This is a genomic window from Nocardioides segetis (genome assembly GCF_051390595.1).
Taxonomy (GTDB): domain Bacteria; phylum Actinomycetota; class Actinomycetes; order Propionibacteriales; family Nocardioidaceae; genus Nocardioides.
The window spans coordinates 26114-48697 of sequence record NZ_JBNINR010000016.1 but is presented as its reverse complement, the minus strand read 5'-3'; the positions used below and the strand labels follow the sequence as shown (position 1 = coordinate 48697).

General features: G+C 72.4%; 20 protein-coding genes. 6 read left to right on the top strand and 14 right to left on the bottom strand.

Going from position 1 to position 22584, the window contains the following annotated elements; genetic code table 11:
- Nucleotides 1-167: 167 nt before the first annotated feature.
- The 9 genes from phoH2 to ACPZVR_RS21115 form a co-directional block, all read right to left on the bottom strand.
- The gene (gene phoH2 / locus ACPZVR_RS21155) at nt 168-1499 is read right to left on the bottom strand and encodes an RNA 5'-3' helicase PhoH2 (RefSeq protein ID WP_436701662.1); all 1332 of its coding nucleotides are present in this window, start codon (nt 1497-1499) and stop codon (nt 168-170) included.
- Nucleotides 1500-1691: 192 nt separating this feature from the next.
- Nucleotides 1692-2429, bottom strand: a complete 738-nt coding sequence (gene trmB / locus ACPZVR_RS21150) for a tRNA (guanosine(46)-N7)-methyltransferase TrmB (protein ID WP_436701661.1) — start codon at nt 2427-2429, stop codon at nt 1692-1694.
- Between the two features lie 89 nt (nt 2430-2518).
- Nucleotides 2519-3712: an elongation factor Tu gene (gene tuf / locus ACPZVR_RS21145; protein WP_282400913.1), complete on the bottom strand. Its 1194-nt coding sequence runs from the start codon at nt 3710-3712 to the stop codon at nt 2519-2521.
- Between the two features lie 67 nt (nt 3713-3779).
- Nucleotides 3780-5903 (bottom strand): elongation factor G, encoded by a 2124-nt coding sequence (fusA, locus tag ACPZVR_RS21140; protein WP_436701660.1) that lies wholly within the window; start codon nt 5901-5903, stop codon nt 3780-3782.
- Between the two features lie 83 nt (nt 5904-5986).
- Complete coding sequence (rpsG, locus tag ACPZVR_RS21135) at nt 5987-6457, bottom strand: 30S ribosomal protein S7 (RefSeq protein WP_436701659.1); 471 nt, start codon at nt 6455-6457, stop codon at nt 5987-5989.
- 1 nt (nt 6458) lies between these two features.
- Nucleotides 6459-6833, bottom strand: a complete 375-nt coding sequence (rpsL, locus tag ACPZVR_RS21130) for a 30S ribosomal protein S12 (RefSeq protein ID WP_203048413.1) — start codon at nt 6831-6833, stop codon at nt 6459-6461.
- A gap of 237 nt (nt 6834-7070) precedes the next feature.
- The gene (locus ACPZVR_RS21125) at nt 7071-8528 is read right to left on the bottom strand and encodes an NCS2 family permease (RefSeq protein WP_436701658.1); all 1458 of its coding nucleotides are present in this window, start codon (nt 8526-8528) and stop codon (nt 7071-7073) included.
- Complete coding sequence (locus tag ACPZVR_RS21120; protein ID WP_436701729.1) at nt 8525-9736, bottom strand: MFS transporter; 1212 nt, start codon at nt 9734-9736, stop codon at nt 8525-8527. Before ACPZVR_RS21120 ends, ACPZVR_RS21125 begins: the two co-directional genes overlap by 4 nt.
- 94 nt (nt 9737-9830) lie before the next feature.
- Nucleotides 9831-10280 (bottom strand): MarR family winged helix-turn-helix transcriptional regulator, encoded by a 450-nt coding sequence (locus ACPZVR_RS21115; RefSeq protein WP_436701657.1) that lies wholly within the window; start codon nt 10278-10280, stop codon nt 9831-9833.
- Nucleotides 10281-10338: 58 nt separating this feature from the next.
- Here ACPZVR_RS21115 and ACPZVR_RS21110 point away from each other — a divergent pair, with 58 nt between their 5' ends.
- A complete protein-coding gene (locus ACPZVR_RS21110) occupies nt 10339-10641 on the top strand; it encodes a DUF2530 domain-containing protein (RefSeq protein WP_436701656.1) in 303 nt (100 codons plus the stop codon).
- Nucleotides 10634-11263, top strand: coding sequence for a class I SAM-dependent methyltransferase (locus ACPZVR_RS21105; RefSeq protein WP_436701655.1), 630 nt, complete (start codon nt 10634-10636; stop codon nt 11261-11263). Before ACPZVR_RS21110 ends, ACPZVR_RS21105 begins: the two co-directional genes overlap by 8 nt.
- 195 nt (nt 11264-11458) lie before the next feature.
- On the opposite strand, the gene ACPZVR_RS21100 is transcribed toward ACPZVR_RS21105, so the two are convergent.
- Nucleotides 11459-12253: a DUF3027 domain-containing protein gene (locus ACPZVR_RS21100; protein WP_436701728.1), complete on the bottom strand. Its 795-nt coding sequence runs from the start codon at nt 12251-12253 to the stop codon at nt 11459-11461.
- A 45-nt stretch (nt 12254-12298) separates the two neighbouring features.
- On the opposite strand from ACPZVR_RS21100, the gene ACPZVR_RS21095 reads away from it, so the two are divergent.
- Nucleotides 12299-13729 carry an MFS transporter gene (locus ACPZVR_RS21095; protein WP_436701654.1) on the top strand — a complete coding sequence of 477 codons (1431 nt, stop codon included), beginning with the start codon at nt 12299-12301 and terminating at the stop codon, nt 13727-13729.
- A 21-nt stretch (nt 13730-13750) separates the two neighbouring features.
- Here the strand turns inward: ACPZVR_RS21095 and ACPZVR_RS21090 are convergent, their stop codons facing one another.
- Nucleotides 13751-14146, bottom strand: coding sequence for a cold-shock protein (locus ACPZVR_RS21090; protein WP_203048407.1), 396 nt, complete (start codon nt 14144-14146; stop codon nt 13751-13753).
- A gap of 95 nt (nt 14147-14241) precedes the next feature.
- Here ACPZVR_RS21090 and ACPZVR_RS21085 point away from each other — a divergent pair, with 95 nt between their 5' ends.
- The gene (locus ACPZVR_RS21085) at nt 14242-14841 is read left to right on the top strand and encodes a GNAT family N-acetyltransferase (protein ID WP_436701653.1); all 600 of its coding nucleotides are present in this window, start codon (nt 14242-14244) and stop codon (nt 14839-14841) included.
- A 54-nt stretch (nt 14842-14895) separates the two neighbouring features.
- Here ACPZVR_RS21085 and ACPZVR_RS21080 read toward each other — a convergent pair whose 3' ends face one another.
- Genes ACPZVR_RS21080 through ACPZVR_RS21070 form a run of 3 tightly spaced genes read right to left on the bottom strand, consistent with a single transcriptional unit; the run spans nt 14896 to nt 18403 of the window.
- Nucleotides 14896-16032 carry an RDD family protein gene (locus ACPZVR_RS21080; RefSeq protein ID WP_436701652.1) on the bottom strand — a complete coding sequence of 379 codons (1137 nt, stop codon included), beginning with the start codon at nt 16030-16032 and terminating at the stop codon, nt 14896-14898.
- A gap of 26 nt (nt 16033-16058) precedes the next feature.
- Nucleotides 16059-17567 carry an FHA domain-containing protein gene (locus ACPZVR_RS21075; RefSeq protein ID WP_436701651.1) on the bottom strand — a complete coding sequence of 503 codons (1509 nt, stop codon included), beginning with the start codon at nt 17565-17567 and terminating at the stop codon, nt 16059-16061.
- Nucleotides 17564-18403: a PP2C family protein-serine/threonine phosphatase gene (locus ACPZVR_RS21070; RefSeq protein WP_436701650.1), complete on the bottom strand. Its 840-nt coding sequence runs from the start codon at nt 18401-18403 to the stop codon at nt 17564-17566. The genes ACPZVR_RS21075 and ACPZVR_RS21070 overlap by 4 nt, the downstream gene beginning before the upstream one ends.
- Nucleotides 18404-18586: 183 nt before the next feature.
- Between ACPZVR_RS21070 and ACPZVR_RS21065 the strand changes: the two genes are divergently transcribed.
- Both ACPZVR_RS21065 and ACPZVR_RS21060 read left to right on the top strand, forming a co-directional pair.
- Nucleotides 18587-20875: a helicase-associated domain-containing protein gene (locus ACPZVR_RS21065; protein ID WP_436701649.1), complete on the top strand. Its 2289-nt coding sequence runs from the start codon at nt 18587-18589 to the stop codon at nt 20873-20875.
- Between the two features lie 9 nt (nt 20876-20884).
- A complete protein-coding gene (locus ACPZVR_RS21060; RefSeq protein WP_436701648.1) occupies nt 20885-22558 on the top strand; it encodes a DNA repair helicase XPB in 1674 nt (557 codons plus the stop codon).
- Nucleotides 22559-22584 lie beyond the last annotated feature (26 nt).

Sequence of the window (22584 nt, the reverse complement as noted above, 5' to 3'; positions counted from 1 at the left end):
CCGATCGGGCCCGACTCGCTGTCATCACCACCGGCGGCCAGCGACCACCCTGCCTGACCCGGAGACCTCACGCAAACCGAACCGCGGATTTCCCCCGACCTCTCGCGAACCGTCAGCACCGTCGATCACATCCGTCACACGAGTGTCACTCGGGCCGGACCTGACGCTCACACCACGACGTTCTCCAGCATCTCGGTCACCAGCGCGGCGATCGGCGAACGCTCGGACCGGGTCAGGGTGACGTGGGCGAAGAGGGGGTGGCCCTTCAGCTTCTCGACGACCGCGACCACGCCGTCGTGGCGCCCGACCCGGAGGTTGTCGCGCTGGGCGACGTCGTGGGTGAGCACCACCTTGGAGTTGGCGCCGATCCGCGAGAGGACCGTGAGCAGCACGTTGCGCTCCAGCGACTGCGCCTCGTCGACGATGACATAGGAGTCGTGCAGCGACCGGCCACGGATGTGCGTCAGCGGCAGCACCTCGAGCATCCCGCGGTCGAGAATCTCGTCCACCACGTCGCGCGAGGTGAGCGCGCCGAGGGTGTCGAAGACCGCCTGGGCCCAGGGCGACATCTTCTCCGACTCCGAGCCGGGCAGGTAGCCCAGCTCCTGACCTCCCACCGCGAACAGCGGCCGGAAGACCACGACCTTCTTGTGCTGCTGGCGCTCCATCACCGCCTCGAGCCCGGCGCACAGCGCGAGCGCCGACTTGCCCGTGCCGGCCCGTCCGCCCAGCGACACGATGCCGACCTCGGGATCGAGGAGCAGCTCCAGGGCGACCCGCTGCTCCGCGCTGCGCCCGTGGATGCCGAACGCCTCGCGGTCGCCGCGCACGAGGTGCACCTGCTTGTCGGGGCCCACCCTGCCCAGGGCGGTCCCGCGCTCGGAGAGCAGCACCAGGCCGGTGTGGCAGGGCAGGTCGCGGGCGTCGGCGAGGTCGAGCGTGCCGTCGTCGTACAGCTCGTCGAGATCGGCGGCGCCGACCTCCATCTCGGCCATCCCGGAGTAGCCGGTGTCGGAGTCGCTGATGGTCTCGCCGCGGTACTCCTCGGCGGCCAGGCCCACCGCGGACGCCTTGATCCGCATCGGCAGGTCCTTGGAGACCAGGGTGACGTCGTGGCCCTCGTCGGCGAGGTTGCGGGCGACCGCGAGGATCCGCGTGTCGTTGTCGCCGAGACGGAAGCCCGACGGCAGGGACGAGGCGTCGGTGTGGTTGAGCTCGACGCGGACGCTGCCGCCGTCGTCGCCGACCGGGACCGGCGTGTCGAGGCGACCGTGGCTGACCCGCATCTCGTCCAGCATCCGCAGTGCGCTTCTCGCGAAGTACCCGAGCTCGGGGTGATGGCGTTTGCCCTCGAGCTCGGTGATCACGACCACCGGCAGGACGACCTCGTGCTCGGCGAACCGGCGCAGGGCGGCCGGGTCGGCCAGCAGGACGCTGGTGTCGAGGACATAGGTACGGCGCTGCGTGCTGGTCTGTGCCTCATCGTGAACGTTTCCCACGACTCACCTCACCGGACCGCGCGCCCCCAGGGGCCACCCGGCCCTATCCCTGGTAGACGGACCGGGATGCGCGTTCGTGGTTCGTCACGTTCGGCCTCCCGATGTGGCCGGCTTCCCCACCTGCCACTGACTCGGAAAGTACGCCGGGAGGCGGGCCGATTCGGGCGCCACGCCGCGACGCCGGCGTTAATGTCAGGTGACGCGTCGGTACGCCAGGTCGGTGATGGCGCGGCCCTTCGCGATCCCCTTGCGCTCGAACTTCGTCACCGGCCGCTCGGCCCAGCGCTCGACCACTCCGCCCTCCAACCGCGGCTCCGCGTCGAGGACCTCGATCATCTGCTCGGCGTAGTCGGCCCAGTCGGTCGCGAGGCGCCACAGGGCTCCGGGCGCCAGCCGGGAGGCGATCATGGCGGCGTGCTCCCGGTTGACCAGCCGCCGCTTGTGGTGCCGCGTCTTGTGCCACGGGTCCGGGAAGAAGGTCCACAGCTCGCTGATCGAGTCGGGCGCGATCAGGTGCTCCAGGGTCCACACGGCGTCCACGCCGCAGAAGCGGACCTGGGTCGCGCCCGCCTCCGCGACGCGACCGAGCGCCTCGGCGACGCCCGGGCGCCACACCTCCAGCGCCAGCACGTTGACCTCCGGCCGCGCCGCGGCGAGCGCCGCCGTGGCCTCGCCGACGCCGCCGCCGATCTCCACGACCAGCGGGGCGTCGCGGCCGAACCAGCGGGCCCAGGAGAAGTCGGGGTCGTCGACCGCCTCGTCGGGGATCACCCACCGCTCGGCGTACCTGTCCCAGGCGGCCTGCTGCCTCGGGGTGAACCGGCTGCCCCGGCGGGTGTAGGTCAGCACCTCCCGCATCCGCCGACCGTCCTCGGTCTGCTTGTGGTGCGGTCGCGCCGGCCGTACGCCCCCATTGCTCTGCTCAGCCACCCGGCCATTCTCCCGGCTCGGGTCGACAGCCCGAAATGCAGAAGGCCCCCGCTGCCGAAGCAGCGGGGGCCTCCCCGAAGCAGGTCAGATCACTTGGTGATCTTCGTGACCCGGCCGGCGCCGACGGTACGGCCACCCTCGCGGATCGCGAACTTCAGACCCTCGTCCATGGCGATCGGCTGGATCAGCTCGACCGTCATGTCCGTGTTGTCGCCCGGCATGACCATCTCGGTGCCCTCGGGGAGGGTCACGACGCCGGTCACGTCGGTGGTCCGGAAGTAGAACTGCGGACGGTAGTTGTTGAAGAACGGCGTGTGACGGCCGCCCTCCTCCTTCGAGAGGATGTAGACGCTGGCCTCGAAGTTGGTGTGCGGGGTGGTGGTCCCCGGCTTCACCACGACCATGCCGCGCTCGACGTCCTCGCGCTTGGTGCCACGCAGCAGCAGACCGACGTTCTCACCGGCCTGGCCCTCGTCGAGCAGCTTGCGGAACATCTCGACACCGGTGACGGTGGTCTTCTGCGAGGTGTCGCGGATGCCGATGATCTCGACCTCCTCGTTCACCTTGACGATGCCGCGCTCGATGCGACCGGTGATGACGGTGCCACGACCGGTGATCGTGAAGACGTCCTCGACGGGCATGAGGAACGGCTTGTCGATCTCACGCTCGGGCTGCGGGATGTACTCGTCGACGGCCGACATGAGCTCGAGGACCGACTTGCCCCACTTCTCGTCGCCGTTGAGCGCCGGGAACGCGGCCACGCGCACGACCGGAACGTCGTCGCCCGGGTACTCGTACTCGGAGAGGAGCTCGCGCACCTCCATCTCGACGAGCTCGATGAGCTCCTCGTCGTCGACCATGTCGCACTTGTTGAGCGCGACGACCAGGGCGGGGACGCCGACCTGGCGGGCGAGCAGCACGTGCTCACGGGTCTGCGGCATCGGGCCGTCGGTCGCGGCGACCACCAGGATCGCGCCGTCCATCTGCGCGGCACCGGTGATCATGTTCTTGATGTAGTCCGCGTGACCGGGGCAGTCGACGTGCGCGTAGTGGCGCGCCTCGGTCTGGTACTCGATGTGCGCGATCGAGATCGTGATGCCGCGCTGGCGCTCCTCGGGAGCCTTGTCGATCGTGTCGAACGGCGAGGCCTCGTTGAGGTCCGGGTACGCGTCGTGCAGGACCTTCGAGATGGCCGCGGTCAGCGTGGTCTTGCCGTGGTCGATGTGACCGATCGTACCGATGTTGACGTGCGGCTTGGTCCGCTCGAACTTCGCCTTAGCCACTGGGGCTCCTCCTGGTGTGTTGTTACTGACTCGTACTAATGGGTGGTGCGCCGAGGGTCTGCGGAGATTACTCGCCGCGCGCCTTCTTGATGATCTCGTCGGCGATGTTCGTGGGAACCTCGGCGTACGAGTCGAACTCCATCGAGTACGACGCCTGACCGGAGGTCTTGGACCTCAGGTCGCCAACGTACCCGAACATCTCGGACAGCGGCACGAGGGCGCTGACGACGATGTCGCCGTGACGCTCCTCCTGCGCGCGGATCTGACCGCGACGGCTGTTGATGTCGCCGATGACCGTGCCGAGGAAGTCCTCGGGGGTGGTCACCTCGACGGCGAACATGGGCTCGAGGAGGACCGGACGCGCCTGGCGCGCGGCCTCCTTGAACGCCTGGATGCCGGCGATCTTGAACGCGAGCTCGGACGAGTCGACGTCGTGGTAGGCGCCGTCCTCGAGCGAGACCTTGACGTCGACCATCGGGTAGCCGGCGAGGACGCCGAACTCCATGGCCTCCTGGGCGCCGTTGTCGACCGACGGGATGTACTCGCGCGGCACGCGACCACCGGTCACGTTGTTGACGAACTCGTAGCCCGCGCCCAGGCCGGTCTCGGGGTCGATGTTCGGGCCGATCGAGATGATGACCTTCGCGAACTGACCCGAGCCACCGGTCTGCTTCTTGTGCGTGTAGCTGTGGTTCTCGACGGTGCCGCGGATGGTCTCGCGGTAGGCGACCTGCGGCTTGCCGACGGTGGCCTCGACCTTGAACTCGCGCTTCATCCGGTCGACGAGGATCTCGAGGTGGAGCTCGCCCATGCCGGAGATGATGGTCTGGCCGGTCTCCTCGTCGGTCTTGACGACGAAGGTCGGGTCCTCCTCGGCGAGGCGGCCGATGGCGACGCCGAGCTTCTCCTGGTCGGCCTTGGTCTTCGGCTCGATGGCGACCGAGATCACCGGGGCCGGGAAGGTCATCGACTCCAGCACCACCGGCTTGGCGTTGTCGGAGAGGGTGTGACCCGTCCGGGTGTCCTTGAGGCCCATGACCGCGACGATCTGGCCCGCGCCGACCGACGCGATCTCCTCACGCTTGTTGGCGTGCATCTGGTAGACCTTGCCGATCCGCTCCTTGCGGCCGTTGCTCGCGTTGAGCACGGTCGCGCCGGCCTCGAGCTTGCCCGAGTAGACGCGGACGAAGGTCAGCTTGCCCAGGTGCGGGTCGGCGGCGATCTTGAACGCCAGCGCCGCCAGCGGCTCCTCGCTCGACGGCTTGCGGACGACCTCGTTCTCCTCGGTCTCCTCCGCGCCCGGCTTGTGGCCGACGATCGCGTCGACGTCGAGCGGCGAGGGGAGGTAGTCGACGATCGCGTCGAGCAGGGGCTGGACGCCCTTGTTCTTGAACGCGGTGCCGGTGAGGATCGGGTTGACCTTGTCGCCCAGGGTCGCGCGACGGATGGCGGCCTTGAGGGTCGGCACGTCGAACGTGTCGCCGTCCTCGAGGTAGGTCTCCATGATGTCGTCGTCGGCCTCGGCGAGGGTCTCGATGAGCTTCTCGCGGTACTCGGCGGCCTTGTCGGCGAGATCGGCGGGGATCTCCTCGACGACGTAGTCCTCACCCTGCTGGGTCTCGCCGCGCCAGAGCTTGGCGTTCATCTCGACCAGGTCGACGACACCGACGAAGTCGGCCTCGGCACCGATCGGGATCTGGAGGATCAGCGGGGTGGAGTTCAGCTTCTGCACGATCGAGTCGACGACGCGGTAGAAGTCCGCACCGGTCCGGTCGAGCTTGTTGACGAAGCACATCCGCGGGACGGCGTACTTGTTGGCCTGGCGCCACACGGTCTGCGACTGGGGCTCCACGCCGGCGACACCGTCGAAGACCGCGACGGCGCCGTCGAGGACGCGCAGCGAGCGCTCGACCTCGACGGTGAAGTCGACGTGCCCGGGGGTGTCGATGATGTTGATCTGGTGCTTCTTCCACCAGCAGGTCGTCGCGGCCGACGTGATGGTGATGCCGCGCTCCTGCTCCTGCTCCATCCAGTCCATCGTGGCGCCGCCATCGTGGACCTCACCGATCTTGTAGGTGATGCCGGTGTAGAACAGGATGCGCTCGGTGGTGGTGGTCTTGCCGGCATCGATGTGCGCCATGATGCCGATGTTGCGGACGACGTTGAGGTCCGTCGTGATGTCGACTGCCACGTGAGTCAGCGTTCCTTAGGTAAGGGGATGGAACTGGTGGCGCCGGAGCGGGCACCGTGGTGACGGGCCCGCTCCGACGAAGATCACCAGCGGTAGTGAGCGAAGGCCTTGTTGGACTCGGCCATCTTGTGGGTGTCCTCGCGCTTCTTCACCGCGGCACCGAGGCCGTTGGCGGCGTCGAGGATCTCGTTCTGCAGGCGCTCGGCCATCGTCTTCTCGCGACGGTCGGCGGCGTAGCCGACGAGCCAGCGCAGGGCCAGGGTGGTGCCCCGGTTGCCCTTGACCTCGATCGGGACCTGGTAGGTCGCGCCACCGACGCGGCGGGACTTGACCTCGATGGCGGGGCGCACGTTGTCGAGCGCACGCTTGAGGGTGATGACCGGGTCGGTGCCGGTCTTCTCGCGGGTGCCCTCGAGGGCGGAGTAGACGATCCGCTGAGCGACCTGCTTCTTGCCGTCCTGGAGCACCTTCGACACCAGCTGGCTCACCAGCTGCGAACCGTAGACCGGGTCGATGTCGATCGGGCGCTTCGGCGCGGGGCCCTTGCGCGGCATGTCAGCTCTTCTCCTTCTTGGCGCCGTAGCGGCTGCGAGCCTGCTTGCGGTTCTTCACGGCCTGGGTGTCCAGCGCGCCGCGGATGACCTTGTAGCGGACACCGGGGAGGTCCTTCACACGACCGCCGCGGACGAGCACGATCGAGTGCTCCTGGAGGTTGTGACCCTCACCCGGGATGTAAGCGGTGACCTCGACGCCGCTGGACAGGCGCACGCGGGCGACCTTGCGCAGGGCGGAGTTCGGCTTCTTGGGAGTGGTGGTGTAGACGCGGGTGCACACACCGCGCCGCTGGGGCGAACCCTTCAGGGCAGGCGTCTTGGTCTTCGACACCTTGTCCTGGCGGCCCTTGCGGACCAACTGCTGAATGGTGGGCACCTGGTGGTTCCCTTTCGTCTCATTCTCACGGCTCGGCACGGTGCCGGGCTCGGGGTGATGCGGTCATGCGGAGTGCCGGAGCGCTGCCTCGTCCACCCCGTCTGCCGCAGCGGCGGGTGCGAGGGCATGCTCGATGTGCCGGGTGGCCCCAGACACGAGATTCGAGATTACCGGCCGCCCCAAAGGCGGGTCAAAATGCGGCGGGCACGCCTGAGCCGGGCGTCGCGCCGCCCCGGATCAGGTCAGCCAGCGGGTGATCGGGTCGATCGCGAAGTAGACGACGAACAGACCGGCCACGACCCACAGCAGCGGGTGCAGCTCGCGGGCCTTGCCGCGCACCACCTTGAGGAAGGCGAAGGACACGAATCCGGCCCCGATGCCGACCGAGATCGAATAGGTGAACGGCATCAGCGCGATGGTGAGGAAGGCCGGGATGGCGATCTCGACGTCGTCCCAGGAGATGCCGGTGATCTGCTGCATCATCAAGAAGCCGACCAGGACCAGCGCGGGCACCGCCGCCTCGGACGGGATCATCGCCACGAGCGGCGAGAGGAAGATCGTGACCAGGAAGAGCGCGCCGGTCACGACCGAGGCCAGACCGGTCCGGGCGCCCTCGCCGACGCCCGAGGCCGACTCGATGTACGACGTGTTCGACGAGACGCCGGCCGCGCCGCCGGCGATCGCGGCGACCGAGTCGACGACGAGGATCCGCTCGGCGTGCGGGGGCACACCGTCCTCGTCGAGCAGCCCGGCCTCGGCGCCGATGGCGGTCATCGTGCCCATGGTGTCGAAGAAGTCGGCGAGCAGGAGCGAGAACACGAGCAGCAGGACGGTGACCACGCCGGCCTTGTCCCACGAGCCCAGGAGGTTGAACTCGCCGAGCGTGCCGAAGTCGGGGGCGTGGAAGGAGTCGGGCCACGCCGGGACCGTCAGCGCCCAGCCGCCGGCCTGCTCCGCGGACCGGCCGAGGTCGCCGATCGCCTCGACGACGACGGCGACGGCGGTCATCACGACGATCGAGATCAAGATCGCGCCCCGCACCCGGCGTACCCACAGCGCCAGCATCAGCAGCAGGCCCGCCACGAAGACCAGGACCGGCCAGCCGCTGAGGTTGCCGTCGGAGCCGAGCTGCACGGGGACCGTCGTCTGCGCCGCGTCGGGGATCCGCGAGACCACGCCGGCGTCGACGAACCCGATCAGCGCGATGAACAGGCCGATGCCGACCGAGATGGCGACCTTGAGCTGCGCGGGCACGGCCCGGAAGACGGCCGTCCGGAAGCCGGTGAGGACGAGCACGAGGATGACCACGCCCTCGATCACGACCAGCCCCATCGCGTCGGCCCACGTCATCTGACTGGCGACCGCGAAGGCCAGGAAGGCGTTGAGACCCAGGCCCGTGGCCAGCGCGAGCGGGTAGTTCGCCACGACGCCCATCAGGATCGTCAGCACGCCCGCGACCAGCGCGGTGCCGGCGGCGATCGCGGCGAGGTTCGGCTCGCTGCCGCCGCCGAGGTACTTGCCGTCGATGTCGGTCGCGTAGCCGAGGATCAGCGGGTTCAGGACCACGATGTAGGCCATCGTGAAGAAGGTGACGACGCCTCCGCGGATCTCCCGGCCGAGGCTGGAGCCTCGCTCCGAGATGCGGAAGTAGCGGTCGAGCGGGTGCGTCGGGGCGACGGGCTGGGCCGAGTTCACGGCCGAAGCATGGCAGGAGCGACGGCCGGGGTCGAGCCGGCGACCGAGCCGCCCGCGCGCTCCGCCGTCCGGCGGACCAGCACGGCGAGGCCCACGCCGACCAGCACCAGCACTCCCCCGAGGACGAGGGTCCACCGGGCGCCGAACTGCTCGCCGACCCAGCCGATGAAGGGCGCCCCGAGCGGGGTGCCGCCCATCACGATCGTCATGTAGATCGCCATCACCCGGCCCCGCAGTGCCGGCGCCGACTCGATCTGGAGCAGCGCGTTGCACGAGTTGAGCACCGTGATCACCGAGAAGCCGAGCAGGGGGCACAGCAGCACGAAGGCGAGGTACGTCGGCACGAGCCCCGCGGCGATCTCGGCGAGGCCGAACACCACCGCCGCGCCCATCATCAGCCGCACCCGGACCCGGGCCCGTCCCGCCGCGACCAGCGCCCCGGTCAGGGAGCCGACCGCGAGGACCGAGCCGAGGACGCCGTACTCCTCCGCGCCCTTGCCGAACACCTCGGTGGCCATCAGCGCCGAGGTGATCTGGAAGTTCATCCCGAACGTGCCGATGAAGAAGGCCAGGACCAGGATCATCAGCATCTTCGGCTGGCCGCGCAGGTAGCCGACCCCCTCGCGGAGCATGCCGGGCGTGCGGGCCGCGGGGCGGGGCGACTGGAGTGCGGCGACGTCCATCCGTCGCAGCTGGGCGATCACGGCGAGGTAGGACACCGCGTTGGCGAGGATGACCCAGCCCGTGGCGTGCATCCCGCCGCCGCCGAGGCCGATGAGCAGTCCGGCGAGGCCGGGGCCGACCAGGCGGGCGGTGTTGAAGGCGGCCGAGTTCAGGCTCACCGCGTTGGCGACGTCGTCGGCGCCGACCATCTCCGACACGAAGGCCTGGCGGGCCGGCGCGTCGAAGGCCGCGCCGATGCCGAAGACGAACGCGAGCAGGTAGACGTGCCAGGTCTCGGCCGCGCCGACGGCGGCGATCACGCCGAGCACGAGGGAGGCCAGCGCCATCACGGACTGGGTGACCTGGAGCAGGACCCGCTTGGGGATGCGGTCGGCCACCACCCCGGCGTACGGGGAGAGCAGCAGGACCGGCAGGAACTGGAGGCCGGTCGTGATGCCGAGGGCCGCGCCGCCGTTGCCGGGGATGGTCAGGACCAGCCAGTCCTGGGCGACGCGCTGCATCCAGGTGCCGACGTTCGAGACGATGCTGCCGGCGAAGTACAGGCGGTAGTTCGGGTGGGCAAGGGAGCGGAATCGGGGGCTCGTGGGGACTCCTTCGGTCTCGGTCAGCGGGTCATGGTCAGTCGGCCTCGGCGAGGCGCTGGAGGATCGGAGCCGCGCGCCGCAGGACGTCGCGCTCCTCCGGGGTCAGGTCGGCGAGCCGGCGCGAGAGCCAGCGGTCGCGGCGCGCGACGTCGGCCGCCACCACGGCACGCCCGGCGTCGGTGATGCGTACGACGACCTGTCGGCCGTCGCTCGGATGCGCGCACCGCTCGACGAGCTCGGCGTCGGCCAGCGCCGTGACCGTGCGGGTCATGCTCGGCGGCTGCACCTGCTCGCGGGCGGCGAGCGCGCCCACGGTGAGGTCGCCCTGCCTGCCGAGGGCGTAGAGCACCGCCATGGACGACACGCTCAGGTCGTTGTCGGGGTGCCGCTCGCGCAGGAGACGTCGGCGCAGCCGCATGACCGCGAAGCGGAGCTCGGTGCTGAGCCCCGCGTTGCTGCGCACGTGCTTCTCGAGAGTCGGCATATCGTTAGCATAAGTCATTACCTCTGTTAACTATTCCCGGAGCGGTAGCATGGGGCGTGTGGAGTTGCGCGACGACCAGCCGACCCAGCACGAGTTCGGCAGCCGGACCTACCTGATCGCGCCCGTCGAGCCCCTCGACGTGGACGGGGTCCGGACCGTCCAGGTCGGCACGGTGCTCTTCCTCATCGCCTTCGTCGGCCTGCTGCCGTTCTACGGCCGGCTCGAGGAGACCGGCCGCACCTGGCTGCTGTGGATGTGCCTGACCGGCGTGGGGCTCGGCCTCCTCGGCACGGAGTACTGCAAGCGGCGCCGCCAGGCCCGCGCCGAGCGCGACACCACGGCCCACGACGCCCATGGGTGAGCCCGCTCCCCTGCCCCCGACCCGGTGGGCGCTCGGCGGGCCCCGCAACGGGGGCTACGGCGACCGCTTCGCCCAGCTGATCGCCGAGGGCGCCGACGTGGTCGGCGAGGCCCGCCTCGCCGACACCCTGGTCCCGCGCGGCGCGGCGATCCTCGACGCCGGCTCCGGCATGGGCCGCATCGGCGCCCACCTCCGTGCGCTCGGCCACCGGGTCACCGCCGCCGAGCCCGACCCCGCCCTCGTCGCGCAGTCCCGGCGCACGTACCCGGACCTTCCGGTGCTCCCCCTCGAGATCCTCGCGCTGACCCCCGACGCCCTGGCCGCCGCCGGCGCGCCCTCGGCGTACGACCTCGTGGTGTGCGTCGGCAACGTGCTCACCTTCGTCGCCGAGGGCACCGAGGTCGCGGTGCTGGAGCGGCTCGGCTCGCTGCTGGCCCCCGGCGGCCGGATCCTGGTCGGCTTCCACCTGCAGGAGGGGCCGAGCACGGCACGGGTGTACGCGCCCGAGGAGTTCCTCGCCGACGTCGCGGCGGCCGGGCTGGTCGTCCAGCACCGCTTCGGCGGCTACGACCTGCGCCCGGTCGACGATCTCTACGCCGTCACGATCCTCGCCCGCGGCTGAGGATACCCAAGGCTACGACGCGAACGCCGGACAAGGAGGCGCAGGGAGCGAGGCACGAGCGACCGAAGCCGACGAGGGCGGCGCTTCGCGGCGTGCCGAAGTGTTGCCGCCACGCCGACGCAACCACCTACCGGACTCGACTGCGTGCGCGGCAGCGCGGCGCGAGGAACGAGCGACGCGCTCGCGCCATCCAACTCAGAAGGTCTCGAGGTCGTCGAGGGAGATCGTGTCGACGACCGGCGGCGCGGGGGGCTGGGGCTGCTGGCGCTTGCTCAGCCGGACCTCGGAGTGGCCGCCGCAGCCGTGCTGGTGCGCGACCACCCGGCCGTCGTCGTTGGCGTCACCGTTGGCGCACACGCCGAACAGCTCCGACAGCGGGCCGGCGAGGCGGACCAGGAAGCCGCAGGAGTAGCAGTGGTGCGGAGCGGACTTGGCGATCGGGGCGTCGGGACCCGCCGCGCCGTCGTACCAGCGCTCGGCGGCGGCGTCGCGGCCCTCGGGCGAGAGCACCCGGACCCGGCCCAGGCCGAGGTCCTTGGCGACCTGGCGGATCTGCGCCTTCTCGTCGGTGTCGAGCGGGTCGTCGCCGAAGGAGTACGTCGGCACGAGGCGCGGGTCGTCGTCGGTGACGGGCAGCAGGTCGCCGGGCGACATGTCGCCGGGGAGCAGCCGGTCGCGGTAGGGCACCCAGGCGGGGGCGACGATCGCGTCGGAGCCCGGGAGCAGCACCACCTCGACCACGGTCACCTTGCGCTGACGCGAGGCCCGGGTGAGCGTGACCGCCCACTGCCAGCCGCGGTAGCCCTTGCGGGTGCAGTCGAACAGATGGGTCACGACCCGCAGCCCGTCGACCTGGTGGCCGAGGTGCTCGCCGACGTCGGAGGCGTCGACCTCCTCGAGGAGCGCCGCGCGCGCCGCGTCGATGGCGTCGGCGGTGGCGGCGTCGGTCAGCTTGCGCTCCAGGGTGGACACCGGCACAGCATCCCCCATGACGGCGACGCTCGTCACGTCGGGGGCAGCAGGCAAGATAGGAGCGTGAGCACCGACGGCCCCGACCTGAGCACGCCGCCGGAGCGCGGGCCCGGCGAGGAGACGCCCGCCGAGACCGGCTCGGTCCGCGCGGCCAAGGCGACCGCCCGCGGGGTGAAGGGCTTCGCGCGGGTCACGGGACGCGCCAGCAAGGCGACCGTCCGCACCGCTCGGAAGGCCGCCGGGGCACAGGGCGCGGAGCGCTCCGGCCTCAACCGGCTCATCGAGCTGCACGCGGCCAACGCCGCCGGCGACTCCGCGTTCGCGATCGCGTTGGCCGGCACGGTGTTCTTCGCCGGCGCCACCAGCGGACAGCGCGGTCCGGTGCTGCTGTTCCTCGGTCTCACCATGGTCCCGTTCGCGATCGTGGCGCCGCTGATCGGCCCCTTCCTCGATCGGTTCAGCCACGGCCGGCGCTGGGCGATCGGCGCCACGTTCGCGCTGCGCGCGTTCCTGTGCTGGGTGCTCGCCGGGACCCTCGACGACGGCTCCCCGTGGTTCTACGTGGCCGCCCTCGGCGTCCTCGTCTCGTCCAAGGCCTACGGCGTCGCGAAGGCGGCTGCCGTCCCGCGCCTGGTCCCCCAGGAGATCACCCTGGTGAAGGCCAACGGCCGGGTCGCGCTCGCCGGCGTGGTCGGCGCGTGCGCCTCGGCACCGCTCGCCGGCGCGGCGTACTGGATCGGGCCGGAGTGGGCCTGCCGCTACGCCTTCGTCGTGTTCACCGTGGGCACGGTCGCGGCGATCCTGCTACCGGCGAAGGTCGACTCCTCGACCGGCGAGGAGTCCATCGACGGGCCGCGACGCCCCGGGCGGCCGAGCAGCGGGCTGCCGCCGCGCGTCGCCTTCGCGCTGCGCGCCAACTGCGGCCCGCGCCTGCTGTCCGGCTTCTTGACCATGTTCATGACGTTCGTGCTCATGACCGAGCCGCTCGACGGCTGGGAGAGCAAGACCAAGGCGACCCTGTCGGTCGGGCTGGTCGTCGGCGCAGCCGGCCTCGGCAACACCATCGGCATCCTGGTGGCCTCGCTCGCCCGCCGGATCAACCCGGCCGCGATGGTCGTCATCGCCCTGCTCGCCGACATCGTCGCGCTCGTGGTGGCGACGCTGTTCTTCAGCCTGGTGCCGCTGATCGCGCTGGGGCTGACCGTGGGCCTGATGCAGTACCTCGCCAAGGTCTCCCTCGACTCGACCATCCAGTCCGGCGTCCCGGTGCGCGCGCATGCGAGCGCCTTCGCCAAGGGCGACACGACCCTCCAGCTGGCATGGGTCGTCGGCGGCTTCCTGGGCGTGGTGCTGTCCTACCCCGCGGTCAACGGGATCGGCCTGGGCTTCGCCGCCGTCCTGCTGACCGCCTGGGCGGTCTTCGTGCTGCGCTCCAGCCCCGCCCGCCGCGAGCGCAACCAGGCGACCCCGCCGGTCGAGGCCGCTCGCGGCTGAGCCGGCGCCGCGCCCGGGCGACTACGACTCGAGCTCGTCGGCCAGCGCTCGCAGCAGCTTGGCGACCGGCTGCGCCGTACGGCGGTCGGGGTGGCGGCCGTGGCGGTAGGCCTCACCGACGCCGTCGAGCAGCCGGATCAGGTCTTCGACGATCGGGACCATCTCCTCGGGCTTCTTGCGCTTGGCCTGCTGCTGGTTGCGGGCGACCGAGGTCGGCGCGTCGAGGATGCGCACCTGGAGGGCCTGCTCACCACGGCGCCCCTGGGCGATGCCGAACTCGACCCGGGTGCCCGCCTTGAGGGTGGTCACGCCGTCGGGCAGCGCATCGGCGCGGACATAGACGTCCTCGCCGCCCTGCTGGGAGAGGAAGCCGAAGCCCTTCTCCGCGTCGTACCACTTCACCTTGCCAGTCGGCACGGGTCCGCCCAACCTCTCGTCATCGCGGACGCGCGCCCGGTCGGACGCACGCGCGGCACATCGTAGTGTCCGTGCCACCACCTATTCTCACCGACGTGGCAACCGAATTGACGCCCCCCGCACTGCCGGCGCCGCCGCTGCCCCTCACGACAGAACGACTGGTGCTGCGCACCGTGCAGCCGTCGGACAGTACGGCGATCGGTGCCTACTGCGCCGACCCCGAGGTCACCCGCTACCTGCCGTTCCCGGCGCTCGACGCAGCCGGCCTGGCCGGGCGGATGGAGCGGCTGGTCGCCGGCACCGCCCCGTCGGTGCCCGGCGAGATCCTGGCGCTGGCGGTCGTGCACGACGGCGTGCTCGTCGGCGACCTGATGCTGCGGTTCACCGAGCGCCACGGCGAGACGGATCCGCCGGGGATCGGCGAGCTGGGCTGGGTGTTCGCCCCGGAGCACGCGGGGCGCGGCTTCGCCACCGAGGCGGCCCGGGCGCTGGTCGACCTGGCGTTCACCCACTATCCGCTGCACCGGCTGATGGCACGGCTCGACCCGCGCAATCTCGCCTCGGCCCGGCTCTGCGAGCGGCTCGGGATGCGCCACGAGGCGCACACCCGCGAGGACTACGCCGACCGTGACGGGTCGTGGAGCGACACGGCCGTCTACGGCCTGCTGCGTCGCGAGTGGGACGCGCGCGGCTGACGCCCCGGCAGCCGGCGGCGCGCTCGGCATCCGACCCGCTCGGCCCCACCAGGCTCAGCTCTCGCGCTCGACGCGCATGGTGCGGTCGCCGAAGCGCACCTCGTCGCCCGCGAGCAGGGTGCTCGGGCGCCCCGGGGACAGCGAGCGCGACATCCCCTTGCGGATGACATAGGACCCGTTGGTCGACCCCCGGTCCATCACCACCAGGGCGCCGTCGGCGGCGACCTGGAACTGGGCGTGGGTCTTCGACAGGGACATGTCGGAGGAGCGCAGCGGGACGACGTGCCGCACCGGCTCGCCCGGTCGCGGCTCCGGCCGCCGGCCGACCAGCGCGAGGCCCTCGACCACGAAGCGCTCGCCGGTGTCGAACTCGACGCGCCACCGCACGGGCTCCGGGGTCGACGCGGCCGCCGGCTCGCTGCCCGGCGCCGGCCGCACCCGGGTCTGCTCCAGCGGCGGTCGCGGAGCGGGAGCCGGGGCCGCGGGCGCGGGGCTCGCGACGGGACCGGCCGCGGGCGTCGGGGTCACGACGGGCGCCGGGGTCGGCGCGGGGGCGGGCGTCGGCACGGGGGCGGGCGTCGGCAGCGGTGTCGACGTCGGCGTGGGGGTCGGGTCGGGCGCGGGATGCTCCTCGACCGGCGACGGCAGCAGCCGCATCGCAGTGAGGTTGACGATCTGCTGCGGGCGCTCGACCTCGGCGACCATCTCCACCTCGCGCGGCCGGACGTCGACGACGACGGCGTCGCCGATCCGGTCGTGCAGCCCCCGCCGCTGCCCGGACGGGTCCATCGCCGCCGTCCAGGCGAGCGTCGCCAGCCCCAGGCCGGCGGTCGGCAGGCCGGCGATGCCGAGCACGACCGTGCGGAGCAGGGCGGCACCGATGCCGATCGGCCCGCCCGTCGTACGTCGCACGACCCGCAGGCCGGTGGCCGCCTTCCCCGGAGTCAGCCCCACGGTGCCCACGAGCACGGCCAGCACCAGGCCGACGAGGACCACCACCGCGACGAAGGTCAGCACCACGATCCCGGCGCCGTCCGGCTCCAGGAGCCGCCAGACGGCGAAGGCGGCGGCGACCCCGACCGCCCAGGTCAGCGCGCGGTCGACGACGGCGGCGGTGAACCGTCGCTCCATCTCCGCCGGCGGGGAGACGGCACCCGGATCGGGCGACGGTGGCTGGGGGACGTGCGTCATGCAGGCGCTCCGAGTAGCGGGCCGGATCAGGGACGGGTGACCTGGATGGTGACCCCGTCACCGAGGTTGATGGTCGCCCCCGGGATCAACTGGACGGCGATGCCGGGCTTGAGATCCTCGGGGCCCAGTCCCGGCTGGACCAGGACGGTGCCGTTGGTCGAGCCCATGTCGGTGACCACGGCGGTCCCGAGATCGGCGCCCACGCCCGGGCGGACCTCGATGTGGGTGGAGGAGATCTCGTGGAGCCGGCTCGGCACCGTGACGAGCGTCGGCTGCTCCGTCGAGGCGAACCGCCGCGCCTCCGGCGCGCGCCCGATGAGGACGGCCCGGTCGACGATGATCGACTGTCCGTCGGAGACGAGCAGCTTCGCCACCGGCTGGGTGACCGGCGGTGCAGCCGGCGTGCCCGGCACGGGCGGCACCAGCGGGGCCGGCGGCTCTCCGGCACCGGCGACCGTGAAGCCGTCGTGCTCGACGCCCGGGCCCGGCGGCGGAGCGACGCCGCCCACGGGCTCCCACGAGCCGATCGGCAGCGGCGGTGCGTCCGGGACGTCCGGGGCGCCCGGCGCGGGAGCCGACGGGGCCGGAACCGACGGGGCCGGCACACCCGGGGGCGGGGGCGGCACCCAGCCCGGCGGCGGCGTCTCGGGGGGTGGCGTGGTCGCGGCGTCCGCGGCGGCGGCGGGCGTGTCCCACGGCGTCACCCACCCGTCCGGCGCCGGATCCTGCGGCGCCCCCGGGAGGGGCTCGTCGACGCTGTCCATGACCTCGGTCGCGGGGTCGTCGCCGAGGTGCGTGGCGTCGGTGACGGCCGCCGCGCTCTCGTCGAGGGGGCTGGGCTCGTCGAGGGGGCTGGGCTCGTCGAGAGGGCTGGGCTCGTCGAGAGGGCTGGGCTCGATCGGACCGGGCGCACCGACGGCCACGGGCACGTCGGCGGCGTGGACACCGCCGGCGACCGGCTCCTCGGCGGGCTCGGCGGCGGGCTCGACGGGCGCGGCGGGCGCGGCGGGCGCGGCGGGCATCGGGACGGCGGAGGTCACGGCGGGACGGTCGATGCGGCCGACCCGGACCAGGCCGGTGACGATCGGGAGGTCGGGGCCACCCTCCCCGGCCGCCTCACCGGCGCCGGCGCCGGCGGCGTCGCCGGCCGGGAGCGCGACGCTCAGCGCGGTGACGTCGTCGAGGCTGCGCTCGACCCAGGTGTGGCTCTCGCCGCCGTCGACGGTCACGGTCTCCCCGGCGGCGGTGACCGTGGCCACGACGCCCGCGCCGCGCAGCAGGAAGCGGGTCGGCCCCTCTCCCGTGCTGACCAGCACGAAGCCGGGGATCCGGCTCAGTCCGGACGCGAGCAGGCCGTCGAGGACGTCGTCGAAGCCGGCGCCGCCGTCGACCATCGCCCAGAGGCCGACGACCTGATCCTTCTGCGACTCCGGCAGCACGATGGCGGCACCGGTCCCGAACACCGCGAACCACGCACCGTGGCGGTACGACCACGCGCCGGTCGCGCGCTCGGCCCCTTGCATGCCGTCGCTCATGGGAGAGCCCCCAACTTCTGCTCCAGACTCAGCCGCTGCGCGTGCGAGTCGTACGGATCTTCGTTCGCCAATCCCACCACATCGACCACGAGCGCAGTCGCGTTGTCGTGCCCGCCGGCGCTCACCGCGGCCGCGACCAGGGCGTCGGCGGCGTCGCGCGGGTCGTCGTGCCCGGCGAGGATCGAGGCGATGGTCACGTCGTCCACCATGCCACTGACGCCGTCGGAGCACAGCAGCAGGCGCTCGGCCGCCGCGAGCGGCAGCAGGTAGTAGTCCGCGGCACCGCTGACGGCTCCCGGCATCGCCGCGCCGCCGAGCGCGCGGGTGATGACGTTCCGGCTGGGGTGCACGGCCGCGGCGTCGGGCGTCAGCCGGCCGGCGTCGACGAGCTCCTGGACCAGACTGTGGTCGACGCTCACCTGCTCGAGCTCGCCCTCGGTGTAGCGGTAGATCCGGGAGTCGCCGACGTTGGCCAGCAGCCAGTGCGGCCCGTCGGCGGACTGCACGAGCAGGGCGAGGACGACGGTGGTGCCGGCCGCGAAGGTGTCGTCGGCCCCCGCGGCCCGCTGCTCCTCGTCGTAGGCGAGCAGCCGGTCCTGGGCGGCCTGGAGTGCCGCGTCGACGGCGACGGTCCCCTCGTCGAGGTCGTAGTCACGCTGGGAGAGGCGGGCCAGCTCCTCGACGGCGTACCGGCTCGCGACGTCGCCGCGGTCGTGCCCGCCCATCCCGTCGGCGACGGCGTAGACCGGTGGGTCGGCCAGGAAGGCGTCCTCGTTGACCTTGCGGACCAGGCCGACGTCGGTGGCGGCGCCGTGGTGCAGCTCGACCCGGTTCATCGATGTCCTAAGCCTGGATCCGTGGATGGCCACCTACTACGCGACACTCCAGCGGCGCGTTCGCGGCGTTGCGGACGCTCAACAGTGCAACCAGACTGCCCTCGCGCCCGCGCCTTGCGACCACACCCCTGGAGTGCCGCTCGCGACGGCGCCCATCCACGGATCCAGGCTAGGTTGGGCACCGTGGGAGCGGGACCGAGCGGGCACCGGTCGCTGGCCGACCAGCTGCGGTCGTGGCCGGACGAGCGGCTCCAGCGCCTGCTCACCGAACGTCTGGACCTGGCCACTCCTGCCCCTCACGACTTCGGACAACTCGCCTCCCGCGCCGCGGTGAGGAACTCGATCGCACGCGCTCTCGACGGCCTCACCCGAGGCGAGCTCTCGGTGCTTGATGCCCTCGTCGTCGCGGGCCAAACCACGGATTCCGAAGTCGTCGCGATGGTGCGGGCCGAGGCGGGGTACGTCGCCGCGACGCTGGCCCGGCTGCGCGATCTCGCCGTCGTGTGGGACTCCCCCGAGGGGCTCCGCGCCCTGAGCGGGGTGAGCGACGCGATGGCGGGCGGGCCGGACTCCGGGGTGAGCGGCCTGCGGCCGCGCTCGGCCGCGCCGCGGCCGGCCGCGGAGATCGAGGAGTCGCTGGCGGCGCTGCCGCCCTCCGCGCGGGCGCTGCTCGACCACGTCATCGCCGAGGGCGGGACGGCGAAGTCCGGCACGGTGCGGGTGGGGGTGCGCCCGGAGGACGCCGAGTCGCCCGCCGAGCTCCTCGTCGCCCACCGGCTGCTGGTGCCGGGCGGATCCCTGCTGCCCGGCCTGCTGGTCGTGCCGGGCGAGGTCGGACTCGTGGTCCGCGGCGGCCGGACGACGACCCACCCGGTCGACGTCGCTCCGGCGGTGGCCTCCGAGGAGCGGGCGCCCCGCCTGGCGACCGGCGCGGCGCTCGGCGCGGCCACGGACGCGGTGCGACGGGTCGGGCTGCTCCTGGAGTGGTGGGCCGGCCGGCCGGCGGCCGCCCTGCGGACGACCGGCCTCGGCGTGCGCGAGCTGCGCGCGGCCGCGGCCCAGCTCCAGGTGCCCGAGCCCGAGGCGGCCCTGCTGGTCGAGGTCGCGCACGAGGCCGGCCTGGCGGGGACCCGGGCCGATGCCGACGGCAATCCGGTGTGGGTGCCGACCACGGCCTTCGACGAGTGGGCCGAGCGGCCCGTCGCCGAGCGGTGGAGCGTGCTCGCCCGGGCCTGGCTCTCGAGCGCCCGCCTGCCGTCCCTGGTCGGCGAGCGCGGCCCGGACCAGAAGCCGTGGAACGCGCTCACCCCCGAGCTCGCGGCGGCCGGGATGCCGGAGGCCAAGGCGATGGCGCTCGAGGTGCTCGCGGGGCTGCCCGAGGGGCACGGCCTCGCCGCGGGCACCGGCCTGCCGTCGCTGGTCGCGCGGGTCGCGTGGGAGCGGCCGCGCCGCCCCCGGACCCGACCCGACCTGGTGGCGTGGGCGGTCGCCGAGGCCGCGATCCTCGGCATCACGGGCGCGGACGTGCTGGCGCCGTACGCCCGACCGCTGCTGGCCGGCGCGGACCCGGCTCCCGCCCTCGCCGAGCTGCTGCCACCGCCGGTGGACCACGTCCTGGTCCAGGCCGACCTGACCGCCGTGGCGCCCGGGCCGCTGGAGCCGGACCTGGCCCGGCGGCTCCAGCAGGTCGCCGACGTCGACTCCCACGGCGCGGCGACGGTCTACCGCTTCACGGCCGACTCGGTACGCCGCGCACTGGATGCCGGCTGGACGGCGGCCGAGCTGCACGCGTTCGTGCTCGCGGCATCGCGCACGCCGGTCCCCCAGCCACTGACCTACCTGATCGACGACGTGGTGCGCTCGTTCGGGCGGCTCCGGGTCGGGCTGGCGTCGTCGTTCGTGCGCTCGGACGACGAGGCCGCGCTCGCGGCGCTGGTCAACCACCCCAAGGCGGCCACGCTGGGGCTCCAACGCCTCGCACCGACCGTGGTGGTCTCGACGCTGCCGATCGACGTCCTGCTGCCGCGGCTGCGCGAGCTCGGACTGGCTCCGGTGGTCGAGGGTCCCGACGGCGTGGTGCGGGTGGGCACCCCCGACGCGCTGCGCGCCCGCACCCCCCGCACCCGCGAGGTCGCCGACGCCGCCCGGTCGGCCGCGCGGCAGGCCGCGCAGGTCGTCTCCGCCGTCGCCACACTGCGCGAGGGCGACGAGGCCGCCCGCTCGCGCCCGGCGTCGGCGTCGACCGCGGGCGGCGGCGTGCTGTCGGCGCTGCGGGACGCGATCGAGCGCGGCGGCTCCGTCCTGATCGGCTTCACCGACAACCAGGGGGTCGTGTCCGAGCGCACCGTGCGCCCCCTCGTCGTCGAGGGCGGCCAGCTCACCGCGTTCGACGCGGACGCCGCGCAGGACGACCCCGACGCCGAGCGGCGCTACGCCGTGCACCGGATCAACCGGGTGGTCCCCGTCTCGTAAACTCGTGCGGTGACAGACGGACCCCTGATCGTGCAGTCGGACAAGTCCCTGCTGCTGGAGGTCGACCACCCCCGGGCCGCGGAGTGCCGTAAGGCGATCGCCCCCTTCGCGGAGCTGGAGCGGTCTCCGGAGCACATCCACACCTACCGGCTGACCCCGCTGGGGCTGTGGAACGCGCGGGCGGCGGGGCATGACGCCGAGCAGGTGGTCGACACCCTGCTGACGTGGTCGCGCTACCCGGTGCCGCACGCCCTCCTGGTCGACGTCGCCGAGACGATGGCCCGCTACGGCCGGCTCCGCCTCGAGAAGCATCCCGTCCACGGGCTCGTGCTCGCGTCCAGCGACCGGCCGGTCCTCGAGGAGGTGCTGCGGGCGAAGAAGGTCGCCGGCATGCTCGGCGCGCGCATCGACGACCTGCCCCACGACGAGCAGGGCGTCGCCGTGCATCCCTCCGAGCGCGGCAATCTCAAGCAGGCGCTGCTGAAGCTGGGCTGGCCGGCCGAGGACTACGCCGGGTACGTCGACGGCGAGGCCCACCCCATCGCGCTGGCCGAGGACGACTGGAGCCTGCGCGACTACCAGCGCGACGCCGCCGAGTCGTTCTGGCACGGCGGCTCCGGCGTCGTCGTCCTGCCCTGCGGCGCGGGCAAGACCCTCGTCGGCGCGGCCGCGATGGCGCACGCGCAGGCGACGACCCTGATCCTGGTCACCAACACCGTGAGCGCCCGCCAGTGGAAGGACGAGCTGGTCCGGCGTACCTCGTTGACCGAGGACGAGATCGGGGAGTACTCCGGCACGGTCAAGGAGATCCGTCCCGTCACCATCGCGACCTACCAGGTCGTCACGACCAAGCGGAAGGGCGTCTATCCCCACCTGGAGCTCTTCGACGCCCGGGACTGGGGCCTGATCGTCTACGACGAGGTGCACCTGCTGCCGGCGCCGATCTTCCGGATGACCGCCGATCTCCAGGCCCGGCGCCGGATCGGGCTGACCGCGACCCTTGTCCGGGAGGACGGCCGCGAGGGCGACGTGTTCTCGCTGATCGGGCCGAAGCGGTACGACGCCCCGTGGAAGGACATCGAGGTGCAGGGCTGGATCGCGCCCGCCGACTGCATCGAGGTGCGGGTGTCGCTGCCCGACTCCGCGCGGATGGCCTACGCCACCGCGGACCCCGAGGAGCGCTACCGCCTCGCGGCGTGCACGCCGGAGAAGCTGTCGGTCGTCAAGGACCTCGTCGCGCAGCACGCCGGCCGGCCGACACTGGTGATCGGCCAGTACCTCGAGCAGCTCGACGAGCTGGCTGCGGCACTGGACGCACCGGTGATCACCGGACAGACCACGGTGAAGGAGCGGCAGCGGCTCTTCGACGGCTTCCGGTCCGGGGAGATCGGCCTGCTCGTCGTGTCGAAGGTGGCGAACTTCTCGATCGACCTGCCGGGCGCCGAGGTCGCCATCCAGGTGTCCGGCTCGTTCGGCTCCCGCCAGGAGGAGGCGCAGCGCCTCGGCCGGCTGCTGCGACCGGGCGACCCCGGTCCCGACGGCGAGCGGAAGGTCGCGCACTTCTACACGATCGTCGCCCGCGACACCGTCGACGCCGAGTTCGCCCAGAACCGGCAGCGGTTCCTGGCCGAGCAGGGCTACGCGTACCGGATCATCGACGCGGAGGATCTCGCCGGGGCCTGAGGTGGGACGGCGCAACTACCGAATTT